The organism is Arthrobacter sp. B3I9 (assembly GCF_030816935.1).
GTDB lineage: Bacteria > Actinomycetota > Actinomycetes > Actinomycetales > Micrococcaceae > Arthrobacter.
In genome coordinates this window covers 1,282,674-1,299,495 of sequence record NZ_JAUSYO010000001.1, presented here as the reverse complement: position 1 = coordinate 1,299,495, position 16,822 = coordinate 1,282,674, and the positions used below count along the sequence as shown (strand labels likewise).

24 protein-coding genes and 1 pseudogene are annotated in these 16,822 nt (G+C 63.1%); 2 read left to right on the top strand and 23 right to left on the bottom strand.

The window, feature by feature from the left end; genetic code table 11:
- The first annotated feature begins 2 nt into the window (after window positions 1-2).
- On the top strand, window positions 3-461 hold the full coding sequence (locus QFZ65_RS06200; RefSeq protein ID WP_306909020.1) for an Hpt domain-containing protein: 459 nt from the start codon (window positions 3-5) through the stop codon (window positions 459-461).
- A gap of 18 nt (window positions 462-479) precedes the next feature.
- Here QFZ65_RS06200 and QFZ65_RS06195 read toward each other — a convergent pair whose 3' ends face one another.
- Window positions 480-1,313: a response regulator transcription factor gene (locus tag QFZ65_RS06195; protein ID WP_306909018.1), complete on the bottom strand. Its 834-nt coding sequence runs from the start codon at window positions 1,311-1,313 to the stop codon at window positions 480-482.
- Window positions 1,314-1,563: 250 nt separating this feature from the next.
- Between QFZ65_RS06195 and QFZ65_RS06190 the strand changes: the two genes are divergently transcribed.
- Entirely contained in the window at window positions 1,564-3,267 is a 1,704-nt protein-coding gene (locus QFZ65_RS06190; RefSeq protein ID WP_306909016.1) for an ATP-binding protein, read from the top strand.
- 3 nt (window positions 3,268-3,270) lie between these two features.
- Here QFZ65_RS06190 and QFZ65_RS06185 read toward each other — a convergent pair whose 3' ends face one another.
- The 22 genes and pseudogenes from QFZ65_RS06185 to rpmC all read right to left on the bottom strand — a co-directional run bounded on the left by QFZ65_RS06185 (window position 3,271) and on the right by rpmC (window position 16,820).
- Window positions 3,271-4,161 (bottom strand): tRNA pseudouridine(38-40) synthase TruA, encoded by an 891-nt coding sequence (locus QFZ65_RS06185; protein WP_306909014.1) that lies wholly within the window; start codon window positions 4,159-4,161, stop codon window positions 3,271-3,273.
- 31 nt (window positions 4,162-4,192) lie between these two features.
- The gene (gene rplQ / locus QFZ65_RS06180; protein WP_306909012.1) at window positions 4,193-4,786 is read right to left on the bottom strand and encodes a 50S ribosomal protein L17; all 594 of its coding nucleotides are present in this window, start codon (window positions 4,784-4,786) and stop codon (window positions 4,193-4,195) included.
- Between the two features lie 77 nt (window positions 4,787-4,863).
- Window positions 4,864-5,875, bottom strand: a pseudogene (locus tag QFZ65_RS06175) (DNA-directed RNA polymerase subunit alpha).
- A 132-nt stretch (window positions 5,876-6,007) separates the two neighbouring features.
- Entirely contained in the window at window positions 6,008-6,409 is a 402-nt protein-coding gene (gene rpsK, locus QFZ65_RS06170) for a 30S ribosomal protein S11 (RefSeq protein WP_066436904.1), read from the bottom strand.
- 51 nt (window positions 6,410-6,460) lie between these two features.
- On the bottom strand, window positions 6,461-6,835 hold the full coding sequence (gene rpsM / locus QFZ65_RS06165; protein WP_306909009.1) for a 30S ribosomal protein S13: 375 nt from the start codon (window positions 6,833-6,835) through the stop codon (window positions 6,461-6,463).
- A gap of 181 nt (window positions 6,836-7,016) precedes the next feature.
- Entirely contained in the window at window positions 7,017-7,130 is a 114-nt protein-coding gene (gene rpmJ / locus QFZ65_RS06160; protein ID WP_009358722.1) for a 50S ribosomal protein L36, read from the bottom strand.
- A 69-nt stretch (window positions 7,131-7,199) separates the two neighbouring features.
- The gene (infA, locus tag QFZ65_RS06155) at window positions 7,200-7,421 is read right to left on the bottom strand and encodes a translation initiation factor IF-1 (protein ID WP_009358723.1); all 222 of its coding nucleotides are present in this window, start codon (window positions 7,419-7,421) and stop codon (window positions 7,200-7,202) included.
- Window positions 7,422-7,590: 169 nt separating this feature from the next.
- Window positions 7,591-8,556, bottom strand: coding sequence for a P1 family peptidase (locus QFZ65_RS06150; RefSeq protein ID WP_306909007.1), 966 nt, complete (start codon window positions 8,554-8,556; stop codon window positions 7,591-7,593).
- Between the two features lie 93 nt (window positions 8,557-8,649).
- The gene (gene map / locus QFZ65_RS06145) at window positions 8,650-9,477 is read right to left on the bottom strand and encodes a type I methionyl aminopeptidase (protein ID WP_306909006.1); all 828 of its coding nucleotides are present in this window, start codon (window positions 9,475-9,477) and stop codon (window positions 8,650-8,652) included.
- Window positions 9,478-9,583: 106 nt separating this feature from the next.
- Window positions 9,584-10,153: an adenylate kinase gene (locus QFZ65_RS06140; RefSeq protein ID WP_306912511.1), complete on the bottom strand. Its 570-nt coding sequence runs from the start codon at window positions 10,151-10,153 to the stop codon at window positions 9,584-9,586.
- A gap of 5 nt (window positions 10,154-10,158) precedes the next feature.
- Window positions 10,159-11,469, bottom strand: coding sequence for a preprotein translocase subunit SecY (gene secY, locus QFZ65_RS06135; protein ID WP_306909004.1), 1,311 nt, complete (start codon window positions 11,467-11,469; stop codon window positions 10,159-10,161).
- Window positions 11,470-11,655: 186 nt separating this feature from the next.
- Window positions 11,656-12,150, bottom strand: coding sequence for a 50S ribosomal protein L15 (rplO, locus tag QFZ65_RS06130; RefSeq protein WP_306909002.1), 495 nt, complete (start codon window positions 12,148-12,150; stop codon window positions 11,656-11,658).
- Window positions 12,151-12,357: a 50S ribosomal protein L30 gene (rpmD, locus tag QFZ65_RS06125; protein WP_306909000.1), complete on the bottom strand. Its 207-nt coding sequence runs from the start codon at window positions 12,355-12,357 to the stop codon at window positions 12,151-12,153.
- Window positions 12,358-12,360: 3 nt separating this feature from the next.
- Window positions 12,361-13,047 carry a 30S ribosomal protein S5 gene (rpsE, locus tag QFZ65_RS06120; RefSeq protein ID WP_264354701.1) on the bottom strand — a complete coding sequence of 229 codons (687 nt, stop codon included), beginning with the start codon at window positions 13,045-13,047 and terminating at the stop codon, window positions 12,361-12,363.
- 26 nt (window positions 13,048-13,073) lie between these two features.
- The gene (rplR, locus tag QFZ65_RS06115; RefSeq protein WP_306908998.1) at window positions 13,074-13,457 is read right to left on the bottom strand and encodes a 50S ribosomal protein L18; all 384 of its coding nucleotides are present in this window, start codon (window positions 13,455-13,457) and stop codon (window positions 13,074-13,076) included.
- A gap of 2 nt (window positions 13,458-13,459) precedes the next feature.
- Window positions 13,460-13,996 (bottom strand): 50S ribosomal protein L6, encoded by a 537-nt coding sequence (gene rplF / locus QFZ65_RS06110; protein WP_306908996.1) that lies wholly within the window; start codon window positions 13,994-13,996, stop codon window positions 13,460-13,462.
- 18 nt (window positions 13,997-14,014) lie between these two features.
- A complete protein-coding gene (gene rpsH / locus QFZ65_RS06105) occupies window positions 14,015-14,413 on the bottom strand; it encodes a 30S ribosomal protein S8 (protein WP_306908994.1) in 399 nt (132 codons plus the stop codon).
- Window positions 14,414-14,506: 93 nt separating this feature from the next.
- The gene (gene rplE / locus QFZ65_RS06100; protein WP_306908993.1) at window positions 14,507-15,088 is read right to left on the bottom strand and encodes a 50S ribosomal protein L5; all 582 of its coding nucleotides are present in this window, start codon (window positions 15,086-15,088) and stop codon (window positions 14,507-14,509) included.
- Window positions 15,088-15,447 carry a 50S ribosomal protein L24 gene (gene rplX / locus QFZ65_RS06095; protein ID WP_306908992.1) on the bottom strand — a complete coding sequence of 120 codons (360 nt, stop codon included), beginning with the start codon at window positions 15,445-15,447 and terminating at the stop codon, window positions 15,088-15,090. Before rplX ends, rplE begins: the two co-directional genes overlap by 1 nt.
- Window positions 15,448-15,450: 3 nt before the next feature.
- A complete protein-coding gene (rplN, locus tag QFZ65_RS06090) occupies window positions 15,451-15,819 on the bottom strand; it encodes a 50S ribosomal protein L14 (RefSeq protein ID WP_009358299.1) in 369 nt (122 codons plus the stop codon).
- A 360-nt stretch (window positions 15,820-16,179) separates the two neighbouring features.
- Window positions 16,180-16,488 carry a 30S ribosomal protein S17 gene (gene rpsQ / locus QFZ65_RS06085; protein WP_306908991.1) on the bottom strand — a complete coding sequence of 103 codons (309 nt, stop codon included), beginning with the start codon at window positions 16,486-16,488 and terminating at the stop codon, window positions 16,180-16,182.
- Window positions 16,485-16,820: a 50S ribosomal protein L29 gene (gene rpmC / locus QFZ65_RS06080; protein ID WP_136321878.1), complete on the bottom strand. Its 336-nt coding sequence runs from the start codon at window positions 16,818-16,820 to the stop codon at window positions 16,485-16,487. The genes rpsQ and rpmC overlap by 4 nt, the downstream gene beginning before the upstream one ends.
- Window positions 16,821-16,822: the final 2 nt, after the last annotated feature.

Sequence of the window (16,822 nt, the reverse complement as noted above, 5' to 3'; positions counted from 1 at the left end):
TCATGTCCAAATCAGGGCCCGGTGCGGGCGACGGCAGAGCGAGCGGCGCCTGCTTGCCGGCATCCCGGGACCTGGAGCACGGCGCGACGGAAGTCTTGGGGGTCGAAATGCCCCTGCTTGATTTGTCCGTGCTTCACCGGCTGGAGGACGAGCTGGGCGATCCGAGCATCGCCCGCACCTTTGCCAATGAATACATCAACATCTGGGACAAACGGATCCAGTATCTGATGCGTTCGGTGGAGCACAACGACCCCGCTGCCGCCATGGACGCGGTGCTCAGCGTGCGAAATTCCTCATTCATGGTCGGTGCATCACGGCTGGCACAGCTGGCCGCGGACTTCCAACGCATCATCCAGGACGGAGACGTGGCCTCGGCCCAGTCCCGCGCGGTCTACCTGGCCGAAGTCGGCAAAGCCACCATGGAAGCGATCCAGCACGGATACCTCGCGCGGGACGACTAACGCCCGCTCAGTGCTTGCTCACTCCGGCCGCTTCGGCGCCCGCCGGTAGCCGACTCCCCGGACAGTGATCAGCCAGCGGGGATCCTGGGGATCTTCGCCGAGCTTGCGACGCAGGTTTCCGATGTGGACCTCCACGGCCCGCTCGTCGGCTCCGCTGATGTAGGTGTCGTCCCCGTAATGGTCGCCACGGACAACGCGCACCAGGTCCGCACGGCTGCGCACTGCGCCCGTCCCCCGCAAGAGTTCGTGGAGGAGGTCGAATTCGCTGCGGGTGAGCACGAGCTCCCTGCCCTGCAAGACCACCGTCCGGGTTCCGCGATTCAGCGTGAGCCCATTGTGCCGCAGGACCTCGCCGCCCTCAGACAGCCCGGGCTCAAGGGCGGAGCCGGAAGTGTCCGCAGCTCCCACATCTGCCGTGCTCCGTGCGGACGCACCGGAGGCCGTCGCGGCGACGCCCTCCGTTCCTACCGGCACTGCTGTTTGCCGGGGCCGGCGCATCATCGCGGAGATTCGGGCCCGGAGTTCGCGCGGCCGGAAGGGCTTGACGAGGTAATCGTCTGCCCCGCCCTGCAGCGCCATGACCGTATCGAGCTCCTCATCGCGGCCCGAAAGCATGACCACGTAGGCGTCACTGAACTGCCTGATCCGACGCAACACCTCGTAGCCATCAATGTCCGGGAGACCGACATCAAGGGTGATTACATTCGCACGGCGCTGTTTGGCAAGATCCACGCCGTCGCCGCCCGTGGCCGCCGAGTGCACCTCGAACCCTGCCTGGCCCAGGACGGCGTCGAGGAGACCGCGCACATCGTCATCATCTTCAATTACTACGGCAACACCAAGATCGCTCACAGCTGTCCCTCTAACCGGCAATACCACCGCATCGCCCAGCGCAATGCGGGAAGCACTTCCAGATTACCCACGGTACAACGTGGATAGCGTCGGCGCCCTAAATTCGCTAATCCATTTTTACCCGAGCTCCCATATGTGGACGCTTGTCACATTGTTCAACAGAGTCAGTGCATAATGGTCTCCATGCCTCGGTTAATGCACTTCCGGTCAGGGAGACCGACAGCGCTGGCCAGTTATGGACGGGGCCGGGTTGGGTGAGCAGCTGCTGGTCCGCGACACGGACCGCTTTTACCGGCGCCTGAAACCCCGTGGCCAAGTGGCTCTCTGCCAGCTTCCGGTGACGGTCCTCCTGGCGGCCCTTGCCTTGGCGGCGCCTGCGGTATGGCCTGTGCTGGTCGCAAGCGGGGCGTTCATCGCGTCGATTGTCCTCATGGCTGGCCTCTTCGTTGCGTGTTTCCTGGTTCCCTGGGAGCGGTTGCCGGCGCACGCCTACCTTGTGATTCCGATTCTCGATTTCGTGGTCATTGGCCTCGCCCGCAACGGGGCAGTTCCGGCAGTGGCAGGGCTCGGAATTTTGGTCATATTTCCAGTGATCTGGTTGTCAGCATCCGACGCTTACGCCCGCACCACCTTCTTGCTGAGCTTCTTTTGCAGTTTTTTGGTGACGTTGCCGTCCCTGCTGCAAAAGTTTCCCAACATTTCACCTTCGGACATCACCAGTGCAATTCTGCTGCCGCTAATGATGCTCGCCATCTCTCTGGCCATCCGCTTCGCCAGCGCCAACGTCCGGGTCCAACGCCGGCGGCTGGAGGAAAAGGATGCGGAGCTGCGTGCACTGCTGGTTGAAAGCAGGGAGCGCGAACGCCTGGTCAAGACCGTTCTGGACACGATCGACGTCGGGATTGTCGCCGTCGACGCTGAGGGCCGGGCCATCCTCGTTAACGGGCAGCAGGCCATATTCCAGCACACCGCCTCTCCTGCCGGCTCGAATTCGGCGGCCGAAGAGTCGCAGCAGCTGATATTCGGCCAGGACCGGGTGACGCCCCTTCCCGAGGACAAGCGTCCGGTCCACCGGGCGGTGTCGGGAGAAACCTTCGCGGACTATCTCGTGTGGATCGGCGAGGGCGAGGACCAGCGGGCCATGTCAACAGCGGCACGGGTCATCAAGGGCGACGACGGCCGATTCAGCGGCGCCGTGATCGTCCACAATGATGTCACCGGCCTTGTAGAGGCCCTGGCCGCCAAAGAGGACCTCATCTCCAACGTCTCCCACGAATTCCGGAGTCCCCTGATGTCAGTGCTCGGGAACGTGGATTTGGTGCTCGGCGAGCTGGAAGGCTACTCACCCATAGCCGTCCGGCGGCTTGAGGTAGTCCAGCGCAACGCCGAAAGACTCTTGTCGCTTGTCTCGGACCTGCTTGTGTCCGCATCAGCTGTGCCCACCGTCCACCCACGACGGACTGACCTCGCCGGGCTGGTTGAGACGAGCATCGGGTCTGCTCAGGCGCAGGCAGATGCCACCGGGGTGTCCCTCAGGACGGACGTTCCGGCGCCCCTCTGGGCACACGCGGATCCGCTCCGCATCGGTCAGGCCCTCGACAACCTCGTGTCGAACGCCATCAAGTATTCGTCCGAGGGCGGCTCCGTGACCGTCAGCGCCCGGAGCGACGGAACTTCGGTCCAGCTCAACGTGCAGGACACCGGGATGGGCTTCAGCGAAGAGGAAGCGTCGCGGATCTTCACGCGGTTCTTCCGGACGCGAGCTGCCCGGGAGGCGGGCATACCGGGCGTTGGCCTGGGCCTGTCCATCACGCAGGCCATAGTCGAGAGGCACGGCGGGGACATCTCGTGCTCAAGCACCGCCGGTGCCGGAACGACCTTCACCATGACATTGCCGGCCGAGGAGGACCCTGACTCCGCCCAGCGGGAGCTGGACCGCCTCGTGGCGCACTAAGTCCTACCTTCGCAACGCCCGCGTCAGTTCCGCCCGGGCCAGGAGTCCGGCGTCGGAAGGGTAGGCGACTTCTTCCAGTACCAGCGGGTGCGGAGCGGCCAGGACCGACCGGGCGTCCCGGGAACGGGCGAGCAGGCGTTCGTACAGCCATGCGGGTTCCTCGGCGCCTGCTCCGACATACAACGCCGACCCTACGAGGGAGCGCACCATGTTGTGGCAGAACGCGTCCGCCTGGACGGTGGCAACAATGACGCCGTCGGCGCCGCGGGCAAACTCGAAGCGCTGCAGTTCGCGGATCGTGGTGGCACCCTCCCTCGGCTTGCAGTAGGACCGGAAGTCCTGCAACCCGAGCAGCCGGGCGGCACCCTCGTTGAGCAGTCCGACGTCCAGGCGTTCCTTGTGCCAAAGCGTTGACGTGCGGCCAAGAGGATCCCACAGCCCCGGGCCGTCCGCGATGCGGTAGCTGTAGCGGCGCCACAGTGCGGAAAACCGGGCATCGAAGCCTTCCGGAGCCACGCTGGCCCGGTGCACCGCGATCGCCCCGGTGAGGTCCCCGAGCCCCCTGCTCAGGGCACCGCGGAGCCGGCGTATCAGGGCCGCCGCGGGGTCGAGTTCCACGCCCCGGTTCAGCCCCAGCCATTCCGCCTCGGTGAGATCCAGGTGCACGACTTGTCCCCGGGCGTGCACGCCGGCGTCGGTGCGTCCGGCGACGGTGACACGGATAGGGCGCCGGATCAGCAGCTCCAGCGCCTGCTCAAGGATCCCCTGGACGGTACGCATGCCGGGCTGGACAGCCCATCCGCTGAATGGCCCGCCGTCGTACGCAAGATCCAGCCGGACACGCAGAAACCCGCCGCCCCCTTCAACGGGGACAACGGGTTTCTGGTCGTTCATAGACTTAAGTCTATGCGAAGAAATCAGCGAATTACTTCGCGTCCTTCTCGGACTCGACAGCTGCTTCCTCGGCGGCCGGAGCCTCTTCGGTAGCTGCAGCGTCAGCCTCAGGAGCAGCCTCGGTGACGTCTGCTTCGGGAGCTTCTTCGGTAGCGGCAACTTCGGTAACAGCTACCGGAGCGGCTTCTGCCTGGGCGGCTTCCTGCTTGTCAGCGTCACGCTGGGCAGCGGAGGTGGCCTCGGCCACCACGGCCTGCTTGGCGGAGACCGGCTCAAGAACCAGTTCGATGACAGCCATGGGAGCGTTGTCGCCCTTGCGGTTGCCGATCTTGGTGATGCGGGTGTAGCCGCCGTCGCGGTTCTCCACTGCCTGGGCAATGTCGGTGAACAGCTCGTGGACGACGCCCTTGTTGCTGATCAGGCCGAGCACGCGACGGCGGGAAGCCAGGTCGCCACGCTTGGCGAAAGTCACCAGGCGCTCGGCGTAGGGCTTCAGTCGCTTGGCCTTGGTCACCGTGGTGGTGATCCGCTTGTGCTCGAACAGTGCGGCAGACAGGTTCGCGAGCATAAGACGCTCGTGAGCCGCTCCGCCTCCGAGGCGCGGACCCTTAGCGGGGGTAGGCATAATAGTTTCTCCTCATATGGAAGCCTGCCAGCTGCGCACACCGGAGTGCGGGCAGCCAGCCGGCCAAGATCTGTTTGTTAGAGTTCGTCGTCGCTGAACGCGGCGTCGTCCTCTTCAATTGCGGCGGCGCGCGCTGCGAGGTCAAAACCGGGAGGCGAGTCCTTGAGGGACAGGCCCAGTTCAACCAGCTTTGCCTTGACCTCATCGATGGACTTCGCACCGAAGTTACGGATGTCCATGAGGTCGGCCTCGGAGCGGGCCACGAGTTCACCCACGGTGTGGATGCCCTCACGCTTGAGGCAGTTGTAGGAACGGACCGTGAGGTCCAGATCCTCGATCGGCAGGGCCATGTCCGCTGCCAGGGCAGCGTCCGTCGGCGACGGGCCGATCTCGATACCTTCAGCTGCGGTGTTCAGCTCGCGGGCCAGACCGAACAGTTCCACCAGGGTGGTACCGGCCGAAGCAACGGCATCGCGCGGGGCGATGGCCTGCTTGGTCTCGACGTCGACAATGAGCTTGTCGAAGTCAGTGCGCTGCTCAACACGGGTAGCTTCCACGCGGAAAGTAACCTTCAGGACCGGCGAGTAGATCGAGTCGACCGGGATGCGGCCGATCTCGGAGTCGCCGGACTTGTTCTGAGCTGCCGAAACGTAGCCGCGGCCGCGCTCGATGGTCAGTTCGAGTTCGAACTTGCCCTTCGAGTTCAGCGTGGCAATGTGCAGATCCGGGTTGTGGAATTCGACGCCCGGCCGGCGGAGCAATGTCCGCGGCGGTGACGACTCCGGGGCCCTGCTTGCGCAGGTAAGCAACAACCGGCTCGTCGTGCTCGGAGGAAACCGAGAGGTTCTTGATGTTCAGGATGATCTCAGTGACATCTTCCTTGACACCCGGAACCGTGGTGAACTCGTGCAGCACGCCATCGATCCGGATGCTCGTTACAGAGGCACCGGGGATGGAGGAGAGCAGGGTACGGCGGAGGGAGTTTCCGAGGGTGTAACCGAAACCAGGCTCCAGCGGTTCAATGACGAAACGGGAGCGGTTTTCGGAGACGACCTCTTCGGAGAGGGTGGGGCGCTGTGCAATGAGCACTTAGGTTTCCTTTCGGCGAGCATCCGCTATATGACGCAACACAGGTGGTGGAAAGTTGGTCTGCAGACTTAACGCGGCTGGGCTTGCCCGGACCGGCGACGGTCCGGGCAAGCTCCTGGGCGTGCGTAAGCCTTAGACGCGGCGGCGCTTCGGCGGACGGCAGCCGTTGTGGGCGCTGGGGGTAACATCCTGGATGGATCCAACCTCGAGGCCAGCAGCCTGCAGTGAACGGATGGCCGTTTCGCGTCCGGAACCCGGTCCCTTGACGAACACGTCAACCTTGCGCATGCCGTGCTCCTGTGCACGCTTTGCGGCGGCTTCGGCGGCCATCTGGGCAGCGAACGGGGTGGACTTGCGGGAGCCCTTGAAGCCAACCTCACCGGAGGAAGCCCAGGAGATGACAGCACCGCTCGGATCCGTGATGGAAACGATGGTGTTGTTAAAGGTGCTCTTGATGTGCGCTTGGCCCAGCGCGATATTCTTTTTGTCCTTCTTACGCGGCTTGCGAACCGCGCCACGAGTCTTCGGGGGCATTTTTTCTCCTACAGAAAGTTATCGGGGGAAGTCCGTAAATCCCGAGTGGGATTAACGGGACTTCTTCTTGCCGGCGACGGTACGCTTCGGGCCCTTGCGGGTACGTGCGTTGGTCTTCGTACGCTGTCCGCGTACGGGCAGGCCCTTGCGGTGGCGCAGGCCTTCGTAGCTGCCGATCTCAACCTTGCGGCGGATGTCAGCGGCTACCTCGCGGCGAAGGTCACCCTCAACCTTGTAGTTGCCTTCAATGTAGTCACGAAGCTGGACCAGCTCGGCGTCGGTCAGGTCCTTGACCCGAACGTCAGCGCTGATGCCGGTGGCAGTCAGGGTTTCGTGTGCACGGGTCTTGCCCACGCCGTAGATGTAAGTAAGCGCAATTTCCAACCGCTTTTCGCGGGGAATGTCTACGCCAGCGAGACGAGCCATAGTGGCAGTACTCCTTGATAAACCGGAGGTCGTAGGCAGTACACCCGCACGGTTCGTGCGGCCCCAGCCTCCGACCGGGGGTTAGCTGTCCGGACTCGTTCTAGCTCAATGTCCCAGATCAGCTTGTGCTGCCTTTATTTACTTGCGTGGGTTAGCAACCCAGGATTTCCCGGAAGGGAAATTAGCCCTGGCGCTGCTTGTGGCGCGGGTTCTCGCAGATCACCATGACCCGGCCATTACGGCGGATCACTTTGCACTTTTCGCAGATCTGCTTGACGCTCGGCTTGACCTTCATGGCATTCCTTTGCGTGTTGCAGTTGGTCAGCTGGACCGGCCTTCGGCTGTTGCTCTGGCCGCCCAGTGTTTATTTGTAGCGGTAGACGATACGACCACGTGTAAGGTCGTACGGGCTCAGCTCCACCACTACCCGGTCCTCAGGGAGAATCCTGATGTAGTGCTGGCGCATCTTTCCAGAGATGTGTGCCAGAACGATGTGCTTGTTGGTGAGCTCAACGCGAAACATCGCGTTAGGCAGCGCCTCGGTCACAACGCCCTCGATCTCAATGACCCCGTCCTTCTTGGCCATACCCTCCGCTAACTGTTGTTTGCCGCCGCCTCCCGGATTGCACCGGAAATGACCGCGGACGTTTTTGATTGTTTGGCTGACGCCTCCCGGTACCCAAAAGGGCACAACAGGGCAGACAACCAACAGACAACACTACGCCATTGCAGGCCGAATGTTAAATCCAGCCATGCTAGCGCACAACGTCCCCGTATGCACGAAACCGGCCGGCAGGAGTGTCCACAGCTTCTGCGCTGGCCACCCCGTCCAGGATGGCCAGGCGGACGACGTCGGCGGCCGCGCTCTGCAGCGCGATCAGGCTCACTTGGCGCGCGGCCTCGCTGCTGCGGTCCAGGGCGACGCCGCCGGTGGCCAGGCAAAACACGGTGTCCCCGTCGGCCAGGGTGTGGCTCGGGTTCAGCGCCCGGGCCAGCCCGGCGTGGGCGGCCGAGGCTGTGCGCTTGCACTGGGCCTTGTCCAGGACCGCGCTTGTGGCGACGACGACGAGCGTCGTGTTCAGGGGCGGCAGGTCCGAAAGCCTCTCCTGCTCGTCGTTGAGCGTGTCGAGGCCCGGATAAGGCGACCCCAGGGCGTTGACCACCGCTAGAGCCCCCACCACCACCGGTCCATCAGCTGAGATGTTTTCCAGGGTGACTGAAGCTGTGCCCACTCCCCCTTTGAACTGTCCCCGGCCGATTACCGCTCCGGTGCCGGCGCCGATGTTGCCGCGTCCGACGTCGTGCCCGTCCTCCCGGGCGGCGGCGTCCGCCGTGGCCGCGTAGCCCATGGCCGGGTCAGGCCTGGCGGTGAAGTCACCGCCGCGGCCCAGGTCAAAGAGTGCCGCGGCCGGAACGATGGGCACCACTCCTCCGGTCACCGGGAAGCCGCGCCCGTTCTCCTCGCACCAGCGCTGGGCGCCATGGGCCGCCGCGAGGCCGTAGGCGCTGCCCCCGGTAAGCACAACCGCATCCACCCGGGACGTGAGGGTGGTCGGATCCAGCGCATCGGTTTCGTGCGTGCCGGGGCCGCCGCCGCGCACATCCACCGAGCCGACGGTGCCCGGCGGGGGCAGGATCACGGTCACTCCGCTCAGCCAGCCCCGGGAGGCCTTCGTGGCGTGGCCCACCCGGATTCCCGGCACATCCGTGATTGCTGTCATGGCACCATTGTGCGCCCCGGCCCCAACTGGCTCGCAGCAAGGGTCGTTCTGAGCCCGCTAAACAACTACAACTGCGAGTTAGTTGGGCAGCGGCTAGGGAATCGGAACCGGCACGACGCCGAGCGGTGCCAGCTTCGCGGCTCCCCCGTCCGGAGCGGACAGCACCCAGATGCCCTTTTCGTGAACGGCTACGGAGTGCTCCCACTGGCAGGAGCGCTTGCCGTCGGTCGTCACCACCGTCCAGTCGTCTTCCAGCACGGCGGTGTCGATGCTGCCGCGCACCAGCATGGGTTCGATGGCCAGGCACAGCCCGGGACGGATCTTCGGACCGCGGTGGCTCGTCCGGTAGTTCAGCACGTCCGGCGCCATGTGCATTTCGGACCCGATGCCGTGACCGACGTAGTCCTCCAGGATCCCCAGCGGCTTCCCGGGCACCGAGGAGACGTAGTCGTCCACGGCGGAGCCGACGTCGCCGACGAATTTGCCGGTCGCCAGGGCGGCGATGCCGCGCCACATCGCCGCCTCCGTCACGTCAGAGAGCCGCTGGTCCTCCGGGTCGGCTGCCCCGACAATCACGGTCCGGGCGGAATCGGAGTGCCAGCCGTCCACGACTGCTCCGCCGTCGATCGAAATGATGTCCCCGTCCTGCAACACGCGGTCGCCCGGGATGCCATGAACCACTTCCTCATTGACCGAGGTGCAGATGGTTGCCGGGAAGCCGTGGTAGCCCAGGAAGTTCGACTTGGCGCCGGCCTCCTCGAGAACGGCGGCGAAGACGGCGTCAAGCTCGCGCGTTGTCGTGCCGGGCGCTGCGGCGGCCACCGCGGCATCCAGGGCACGGCTGAGCACCAGCCCGGCCTCGTGCATGGTGCGCATCTGGGCGTTGGTCTTGTATTCGATGCGGGGCTGGCCGAAGGCCATCTGCAGCGTCCTTTCAGTGGTGCCACGCTTTCCGGGGGCCGCGCGGCGAAATGGCTAAGGCCCCTCCCGGTGGTCCAGGAGGGGCCTCAAGATCAAGCTGTGGCGCTCAGGCCGACTCGGCCTCTTTGACCGCCTGCATGACGCGGTCGGTGACCTCGTCGATGCCGCCGATCCCGTCGACGCGGGTCAGGATGCCGCGGTCGGCGTACTTTGCCACCACGGCCTCCGTCTGGTCGTGGTACAGGTCCAGGCGGTGGCGGATGACGGCCTCGTTGTCGTCGCTGCGGCCGGTTTCCTTCGCACGGCCCAGGAGGCGGGCAACGAGTTCCTCGTCGTCGGCCGTGAGCTGCAGGACAACGTCCAGCTTCTGGTCGCCATCGGCCAGGATCTCATCGAGGTAGTCAACCTGCGCGGTGGTGCGCGGGTAGCCGTCCAGGAGGAAGCCGTTCTGGACGTCGTCCTCGCCGAGGCGGTCCCGGACCATCTTGTTCGTCACGCTGTCCGGAACGAAGTCCCCTGCGTCCATGTACTTCTTGGCTTCAATGCCCAGGGGGGTCTCACCCTTGACGTTGGCACGGAAGATGTCGCCGGTGGAAATCGCCACGACGCCCAGACGCTCCGAAATGCGTTCCGCCTGCGTCCCCTTGCCGGATCCGGGAGGTCCGATAATCAACATTCTCGTCATCGCAAAAGCCCTTCGTAGTGACGCTGCTGTAGCTGCGCGTCAATCTGCTTGACGGTCTCCAGACCGACGCCGACCATGATCAGGATCGAGGTGCCACCGAACGGGAAGTTCTGGTTGGCATTGATCAGGACCAGTGCGATCAGCGGGATCAGGGCAACAAAGCCCAAGTAGATGGCACCGGGCAGGGTAATACGGGAAAGCACGTACTGCAGGTAGTCTGCGGTCGGCTTGCCGGCACGAATCCCCGGAATGAAGCCGCCGTACTTCTTCATGTTGTCAGAAACTTCTTCAGGGTTGAAAGTGATCGCGACATAGAAGTACGTGAAGAACACGATCATGGCGAAGTAGAGAGCCATGTAGATGGGGTGGTCGCCGCGGGTCAGGTTGTTGTTGATCCACTCGACCCACGGTGCAACGGGCTCGCCCGGCTTGGGCTGATTGAACTGGGAAATCAGGCCCGGCAGGTAGAGCATCGACGACGCGAAGATGACGGGAACGACACCGGCCATGTTGACCTTGATCGGGATGTACGTGCTGGTCCCGCCGACTGTCCGGCGGCCGATCATGCGCTTGGCGTACTGCACCGGGATCCGGCGCTGGGACTGTTCCACGAAGACCACAAGCGCCACGGTCAGCAGGCCGACGGCCAGGACCATAAAGAAGGTGCCGGGGCCCTGGGCCGTCCAGATGGCACCGAGGGAGCCGGGGAACCCGGCCGCGATGGACGTGAAGATCAGCAGCGACATGCCGTTGCCCACGCCCTTTTCGGTGACGAGCTCGCCCATCCACATGATCAGGCCGGTGCCGGCCGTCAGGGTGATGATGATGAGAATTGTGGTGATGATGCTCGTGTCCGGGATGATCGGCAGCTGGCAGTTGGGCAGCAGCTGGCCGGACCGCGCCAGGGACACCAGGGTGGTGGCGTTCAGGAGGCCGAGGGCGATGGTGAGGTAACGCGTGTACTGCGTCAGCTTGGATTGGCCGGACGCGCCTTCCTCGTAGAGCATCTGGAAGCGCGGGATGACCACCCTGAGCAGCTGCACGATGATGCTCGCCGTGATGTACGGCATGATCCCGAGCGCGAAGATCGAGACCTGCAGCAATGCACCGCCGCTGAACAGGTTGACGAGCTGGTAGATACCGCCCGAGGTCTGACCGTTCTGCAAGCATTGCTGGACATTCTGGTAGTTCACACCAGGCGAGGGGATGAAAGCACCCAAGCGGAAGATTGTGATGATTCCCAGCGTGAACAACAACTTGCGTCGCAGATCAGGCGTGCGAAAGGCCCGGCCGAATGCGCTAAGCAAGCGTCCTCCTGAGTAATAAGTAAAGTCGTGTGAGACAGGTCAAATAACCCAACAACCGAGTCTAACGGGTGGATGCGCCCTGCGGACAATCGGAAGGGCCCGGAAGGCAAAAAACTCCCGGTACCGGAGGGCCTGGGCCCTCCGGTACCGGGAGTTTCAACAACGGGCTTCTGCCCCGCCGCCTCGTTAGAGGGCGGTGGTGCTTCCGCCAGCTGCGGCAATCTTTTCTGCGGCGCTGGCCGAGAATGCGTGGACGGTGACGTCAACCTTGACGGTGATGTCGCCGGTGCCCAGCACCTTGACGGGCTGGTTCTTGCGAACGGCACCCTTTTCAACCAGGTTCTCCACGGTGACAGTGCCACCTTCCGGGAACAGCTCGCTGAGCTTGTCCAGGTTTACCACCTGGAACTCAACCCGGAACGGGTTCTTGAAGCCGCGCAGCTTCGGCAGGCGCATGTGCAGCGGCAGCTGGCCGCCGGCAAAGCCAGCCTTGATCTGGTAGCGAGCCGCAGTACCCTTGGTACCGCGACCTGCGGTCTTACCCTTGGAGCCTTCGCCTCGACCGACACGGGTCTTAGCGGTCTTGGCACCCGGGGCGGGACGCAGGTGGTGAACCTTCAGTGCGTTCTGCTTCTCAGCAGCGGCGCCCTGTGCCTTATCGGCGGTGTTCTTCTCTGCCATTTACTTCGCCTCCTCTACCTTTACCAGGTGCGGAACCGTGTTGACCATGCCGACGGTGACGGCGTCGGCGGTGCGGACAACGGTGTGTCCGATCCGCTTCAGGCCGAGGGACCGCAGGGTGTCGCGCTGGTTCTGCTTGCCGCCAATGGCGGACTTGATCTGAGTGATCTCCAACTTTGCATCGGAGACGAGCACGTTCTTAGCCATGACTCAGACACCTGCCTTCTGGTTCAGGAGCGCCTTCACCATTGCCGGCGGAGCGATCTCATCGAGCGGGAGGCCGCGGCGTGCTGCCACGGCTGCCGGCTCTTCGAGACGCTTCAGGGCATCAACGGTCGCGTGAACGATGTTGATGGCGTTGGAAGAACCGAGCGACTTGGAGAGGATGTCGTGGATGCCCACGCACTCCAGTACTGCACGGACCGGGCCACCGGCGATAACACCGGTACCGGCGGAAGCCGGACGCAGCATTACGACGCCTGCGGCGGCTTCACCCTGAACGCGGTGAGGAATGGTGTTGCCGATGCGGGGAACGCGGAAGAAGGACTTCTTGGCCTCTTCAACGCCCTTCGCGATTGCGGCAGGAACTTCCTTAGCCTTGCCGTAGCCGACGCCGACCATACCGTTGCCGTCACCGACGACGACGAGTGCGGTGAAGCTGAAGCGACGACCACCCTTGACGACCTTGGAAACACGGTTGATGGTTACGACGCGCTCTACGAACTGGCTCTTTTCGGCTTCGCGGCCACCGTCGCGGCCACCACGGCCACCACGGTCTCCGCGGCCCTGGCCCTGGCCGCGGTCGCCACGCTCGCCACGACGAGCGCCACCACGGCGGTCGTCAGTGGTAGCAGGCGCAGCGGTCTCAGTTGCCGGAGCAGCTACAGCTTCAGTCACCTGAATGTCCTTTTCGTTATTTTCGGTCACAGTGCCAGTCCACCTTCACGTGCGCCGTCAGCGACGGCGGCGATCCGGCCGTGGTACTTGTTACCACCGCGGTCGAAGACAACAGCTTCGATACCGGCAGCCTTGGCACGCTCGGCGACCAGCTCGCCAACGCGCTTGGCCTTGGCGGTCTTGTCACCGTCGAATGCACGAAGGTCAGCTTCCAATGTGGAGGCGCTCGCTACGGTCAAGCCCTTGGTGTCATCGACAACCTGGACGAATACGTGGCGTGCGGAGCGGTTGACGACCAGACGAGGACGTACAGCCGTTCCGGAGATGCGCTTGCGGATACGAAGCTGGCGGCGGCTGCGCTGGGCAGCCTTGCTCTTGTTCGTACGCTTCTTGTTAATTGCGATCGCCATGGTTACTTACCAGCCTTTCCGACCTTGCGGCGGATGACTTCGCCTGCGTAACGGATGCCCTTGCCCTTGTAGGGGTCCGGCTTCCGCAGCTTGCGAATGTTGGCAGCAACCTCGCCGACCTGCTGCTTGGAAATACCTGAAACAGAGAGCTTGGTCGGGGTCTCAACTGCAAAGGTGATGCCGTTCGGTGCCGAGACGCTGACCGGGTGGCTGTAGCCCAGAGCGAACTCCAGGTCAGTTCCCTTGGCCTGGACGCGGTAACCGGTACCGACAATCTCAAGCTTCTTCTCGTAGCCTGCGGTGACGCCCTGGATCATGTTGGCGATCAGGGTGCGGGTCAGGCCGTGCAGCGAACGTGAGGCGCGCTCGTCGTTCGGGCGGGCGACAGTCAGGGTGCCTTCTTCCAGGGAAACCTCGATCGGGCTGGGCACAGTGTGGCTCAGCTCGCCTTTGGAACCCTTGACGCTGACGACAGAGCCGTCAACCTTGACCTCAACGCCGGCAGGAACGGTGATGGGGAGACGTCCAATACGTGACATTATTCTCTTCCTTTCCCGTTACCAGACGTAAGCGAGGACTTCGCCGCCCACGCCCTTCTTGCCGGCCTGCTTGTCAGTCAAGAGGCCGGAAGAGGTGGACAGGATTGCGACACCCAGGCCACCGAGCACGTGCGGCAGGTTGGTGGACTTTGCGTAAACGCGCAGTCCCGGCTTGGAAATACGACGAACGCCAGCGATTGAACGCTCGCGGTTCGGACCGAACTTGAGCTCGAGGGTCAGCTTCTTGCCGACCTCAGCGTCTTCTTCTTTCCAGGAGGCGATGAAACCCTCGGCCTTCAGGATGTCGGCGACGCGTGCCTTGAGCTTGCTGTACGGCATAGACACGGTGTCGTGGTATGCCGAGTTTGCGTTGCGCAGACGCGTAAGCATGTCTGCGACGGGATCTGTCATTGTCATGGTGGGCTCATGCCCTTCCTCATAACGGTTTCCGCCGTGCTGTTCCCAAACCAAAGTTCAGAACAAGCGCAACGGACCTTTTACGTAGCTAGATTAGTCTTCGGTCTTGAACGGGAAGCCAAGCGCCTTGAGCAGCGCGCGGCCTTCGTCGTCGGTCTTGGCAGTGGTCACGACGGTGATGTCCATGCCGCGTACGCGGTCGATGGAGTCCTGGTCGATCTCGTGGAACATAACCTGCTCGGTCAGACCGAAGGTGTAGTTACCGTTGCCGTCGAACTGCTTGCCGCTGAGGCCGCGGAAGTCGCGGATACGGGGCAGGGCCAGCGTGACCAGACGGTCCAGGAATTCCCACATGCGGTCTCCACGCAGGGTAGCGTGTGCACCGATGGGCATGCCTTCGCGCAGCTTGAACTGTGCGATCGACTTGCGGGCCTTCGTTACCATCGGCTTCTGGCCGGTGATCTGGGTCAGGTCGCGGACGGCGCCGTCGATCAGCTTGGAGTCCTTGGCGGCATCTCCAACACCCATGTTTACGACGACCTTGACCAGGCGGGGAACCTGGTTGACGTTCTGGTACTTGAATTCCTCGGTGAGCGAGCCCTTGATGGAATCCGCGTACTTGGTCTTCAGACGAGGAACGATCTTGCTTGCCGGAGTCTCGAGAGTCTCAGTCATTAGATGTCCTTCCCGGAGCTCTTGGCCACGCGGACGCGCACTTCACGCTGCACGCCATCGCGCTCAACGGTCTCGGTGCGGAAACCGACGCGGGTGGGCTTCTTGGTGGACGGGTCAACCAGAGCCACGTTGGAGATGTGGATTGAAGCCTCAACGACCTCGATGCCACCGGTCTTGGTGCCGCGCTGCGACTGACCGACCTTGGTGTGCTTGGTTACGCGGTTGATGCCCTCGACCAACACGCGGTTGGTCTCCGGGAATACGCGCAGAACCTTGCCCTGCTTGCCACGGTCGCCGCCGCGCTCAGCCTTGGCGCCAGTGATGACCTGAACCAGGTCACCCTTTTTGATCTTAGCCATGGACTAGAGCACCTCCGGAGCCAGAGAAACGATCTTCATGAACTTCTTGTCGCGAAGTTCACGACCAACCGGTCCGAAGATACGGGTACCGCGGGGGTCACCGTCACCCTTCAGGATTACAGCTGCGTTCTCGTCAAACTTGATGTAGGAACCATCCGCACGGCGGCGTTCCTTCTTGGTACGGACGATGACAGCCTTGACGACGTCGCCCTTCTTTACGTTGCCGCCCGGAATTGCATCCTTGACGGTAGCGACGATGACGTCGCCAATGCCTGCGTAGCGACGGCCAGATCCACCGAGAACGCGAATGGTAAGGATTTCCTTAGCACCCGTGTTGTCGGCGACCTTGAGTCGCGACTCCTGCTGAATCACTATTTACTCCTTGCGTCGCGCTGGTTCTCAGACCGAAAATCTTCCTACGGAATGAGCCTTGCGGAACGGTTGATCGGGGTGTCTCTTGACCTGCCTGGATTTTGCCAGACCAGGCCTAAACGCCCGTGCCAAAAACATTTGCTTCCCAGGCGTTCCCGACGGGGTCGGGACACAAGGGGGCACTATGCCGTGGCACGATTGTTTACGAGGTTGACGATGGCGCACAGAGGGCGCCATACAAACTCAATATCCTAGCACGATTACGCCGTCAGACAGAATCCGCGCATACACGGAGAAACCCCCGCTCCCAAGCGGGAACGGGGGTTTCTGGGCAACGTCCGCTGAGCGGGGCTGCAGGTGTTACTTGGCCTTCTCGAGGATCTCCACGAGGCGCCAGCGCTTGGTAGCGGAGAGCGGGCGGGTCTCGGCGAGGAGAACGAGGTCGCCGATGCCGGCGCTGTTCTCTTCGTCGTGAGCCTTGATCTTCGCGTTGCGGCGAAGAACCTTGCCGTAGAGGGCGTGCTTCACACGGTCCTCGACCTGGACAACGATGGTCTTTTCCATCTTGTCCGAGACCACGTAACCGCGCTTCGTCTTACGGTAACCGCGCTCGTCAGCCTTAGCTGCGCCGGAAACAGTTTCCGTCACGTTCTCGTCCTTTTCAGTCACTTTGCGTCCTCCTCAGTCTCAGCCTCGGCCGGCTTTTCAGCCTTCTCGGCCTTGGCTGCGGACTTCTTGGACTTCTTTTCTTCCTTGGCTTCCACAACCGGTGCGGCAACCTCGGCACGAATGCCCAGCTCGCGCTCACGGAGAACCGTGTAGATGCGTGCGATGTCCTTCTTTACCGCGCGCAGTCGACCGTGGTTCTCCAGCTGGCCGGTGGCAGACTGGAAACGCAGGTTGAACAGCTCTTCCTTGGCCTTGCGGAGTTCCTCAACCAGACGCTCGTTGTCGAAACCGTCCAGCTGTGCGGATGCAAGTTCCTTGGATCCTACTGCCATTT

Bases quoted from the DNA above. Each gene is read 5' to 3' on its own strand.
- QFZ65_RS06200 (WP_306909020.1), top strand. From the start codon at position 3: ATGTCCAAATCAGGGCCCGGTGCGGGCGACGGCAGAGCGAGCGGCGCC.
- QFZ65_RS06185 (WP_306909014.1), bottom strand. From the start codon at position 4,161: ATGAACGACCAGAAACCCGTTGTCCCCGTTGAAGGGGGCGGCGGGTTT.
- rplQ (WP_306909012.1), bottom strand. From the start codon at position 4,786: ATGCCTACCCCCGCTAAGGGTCCGCGCCTCGGAGGCGGAGCGGCTCAC.
- rpsK (WP_066436904.1), bottom strand. From the start codon at position 6,409: ATGCCCCCGAAGACTCGTGGCGCGGTTCGCAAGCCGCGTAAGAAGGAC.
- rpsM (WP_306909009.1), bottom strand. From the start codon at position 6,835: ATGGCTCGTCTCGCTGGCGTAGACATTCCCCGCGAAAAGCGGTTGGAA.
- rpmJ (WP_009358722.1), bottom strand. From the start codon at position 7,130: ATGAAGGTCAAGCCGAGCGTCAAGCAGATCTGCGAAAAGTGCAAAGTG.
- infA (WP_009358723.1), bottom strand. From the start codon at position 7,421: ATGGCCAAGAAGGACGGGGTCATTGAGATCGAGGGCGTTGTGACCGAG.
- QFZ65_RS06150 (WP_306909007.1), bottom strand. From the start codon at position 8,556: ATGACAGCAATCACGGATGTGCCGGGAATCCGGGTGGGCCACGCCACG.
- map (WP_306909006.1), bottom strand. From the start codon at position 9,477: ATGGCCTTCGGCCAGCCCCGCATCGAATACAAGACCAACGCCCAGATG.
- QFZ65_RS06140 (WP_306912511.1), bottom strand. From the start codon at position 10,153: ATGTTGATTATCGGACCTCCCGGATCCGGCAAGGGGACGCAGGCGGAA.
- rplO (WP_306909002.1), bottom strand. From the start codon at position 12,150: ATGGCAGAGAAGAACACCGCCGATAAGGCACAGGGCGCCGCTGCTGAG.
- rpmD (WP_306909000.1), bottom strand. From the start codon at position 12,357: ATGGCTAAGAACGTGCTCGTCTCCGATGCAAAGTTGGAGATCACTCAG.
- rplR (WP_306908998.1), bottom strand. From the start codon at position 13,457: ATGGCGATCGCAATTAACAAGAAGCGTACGAACAAGAGCAAGGCTGCC.
- rplF (WP_306908996.1), bottom strand. From the start codon at position 13,996: ATGTCACGTATTGGACGTCTCCCCATCACCGTTCCTGCCGGCGTTGAG.
- rpsH (WP_306908994.1), bottom strand. From the start codon at position 14,413: ATGACAATGACAGATCCCGTCGCAGACATGCTTACGCGTCTGCGCAAC.
- rplE (WP_306908993.1), bottom strand. From the start codon at position 15,088: ATGACTGAGACTCTCGAGACTCCGGCAAGCAAGATCGTTCCTCGTCTG.
- rplX (WP_306908992.1), bottom strand. From the start codon at position 15,447: ATGGCTAAGATCAAAAAGGGTGACCTGGTTCAGGTCATCACTGGCGCC.
- rpmC (WP_136321878.1), bottom strand. From the start codon at position 16,820: ATGGCAGTAGGATCCAAGGAACTTGCATCCGCACAGCTGGACGGTTTC.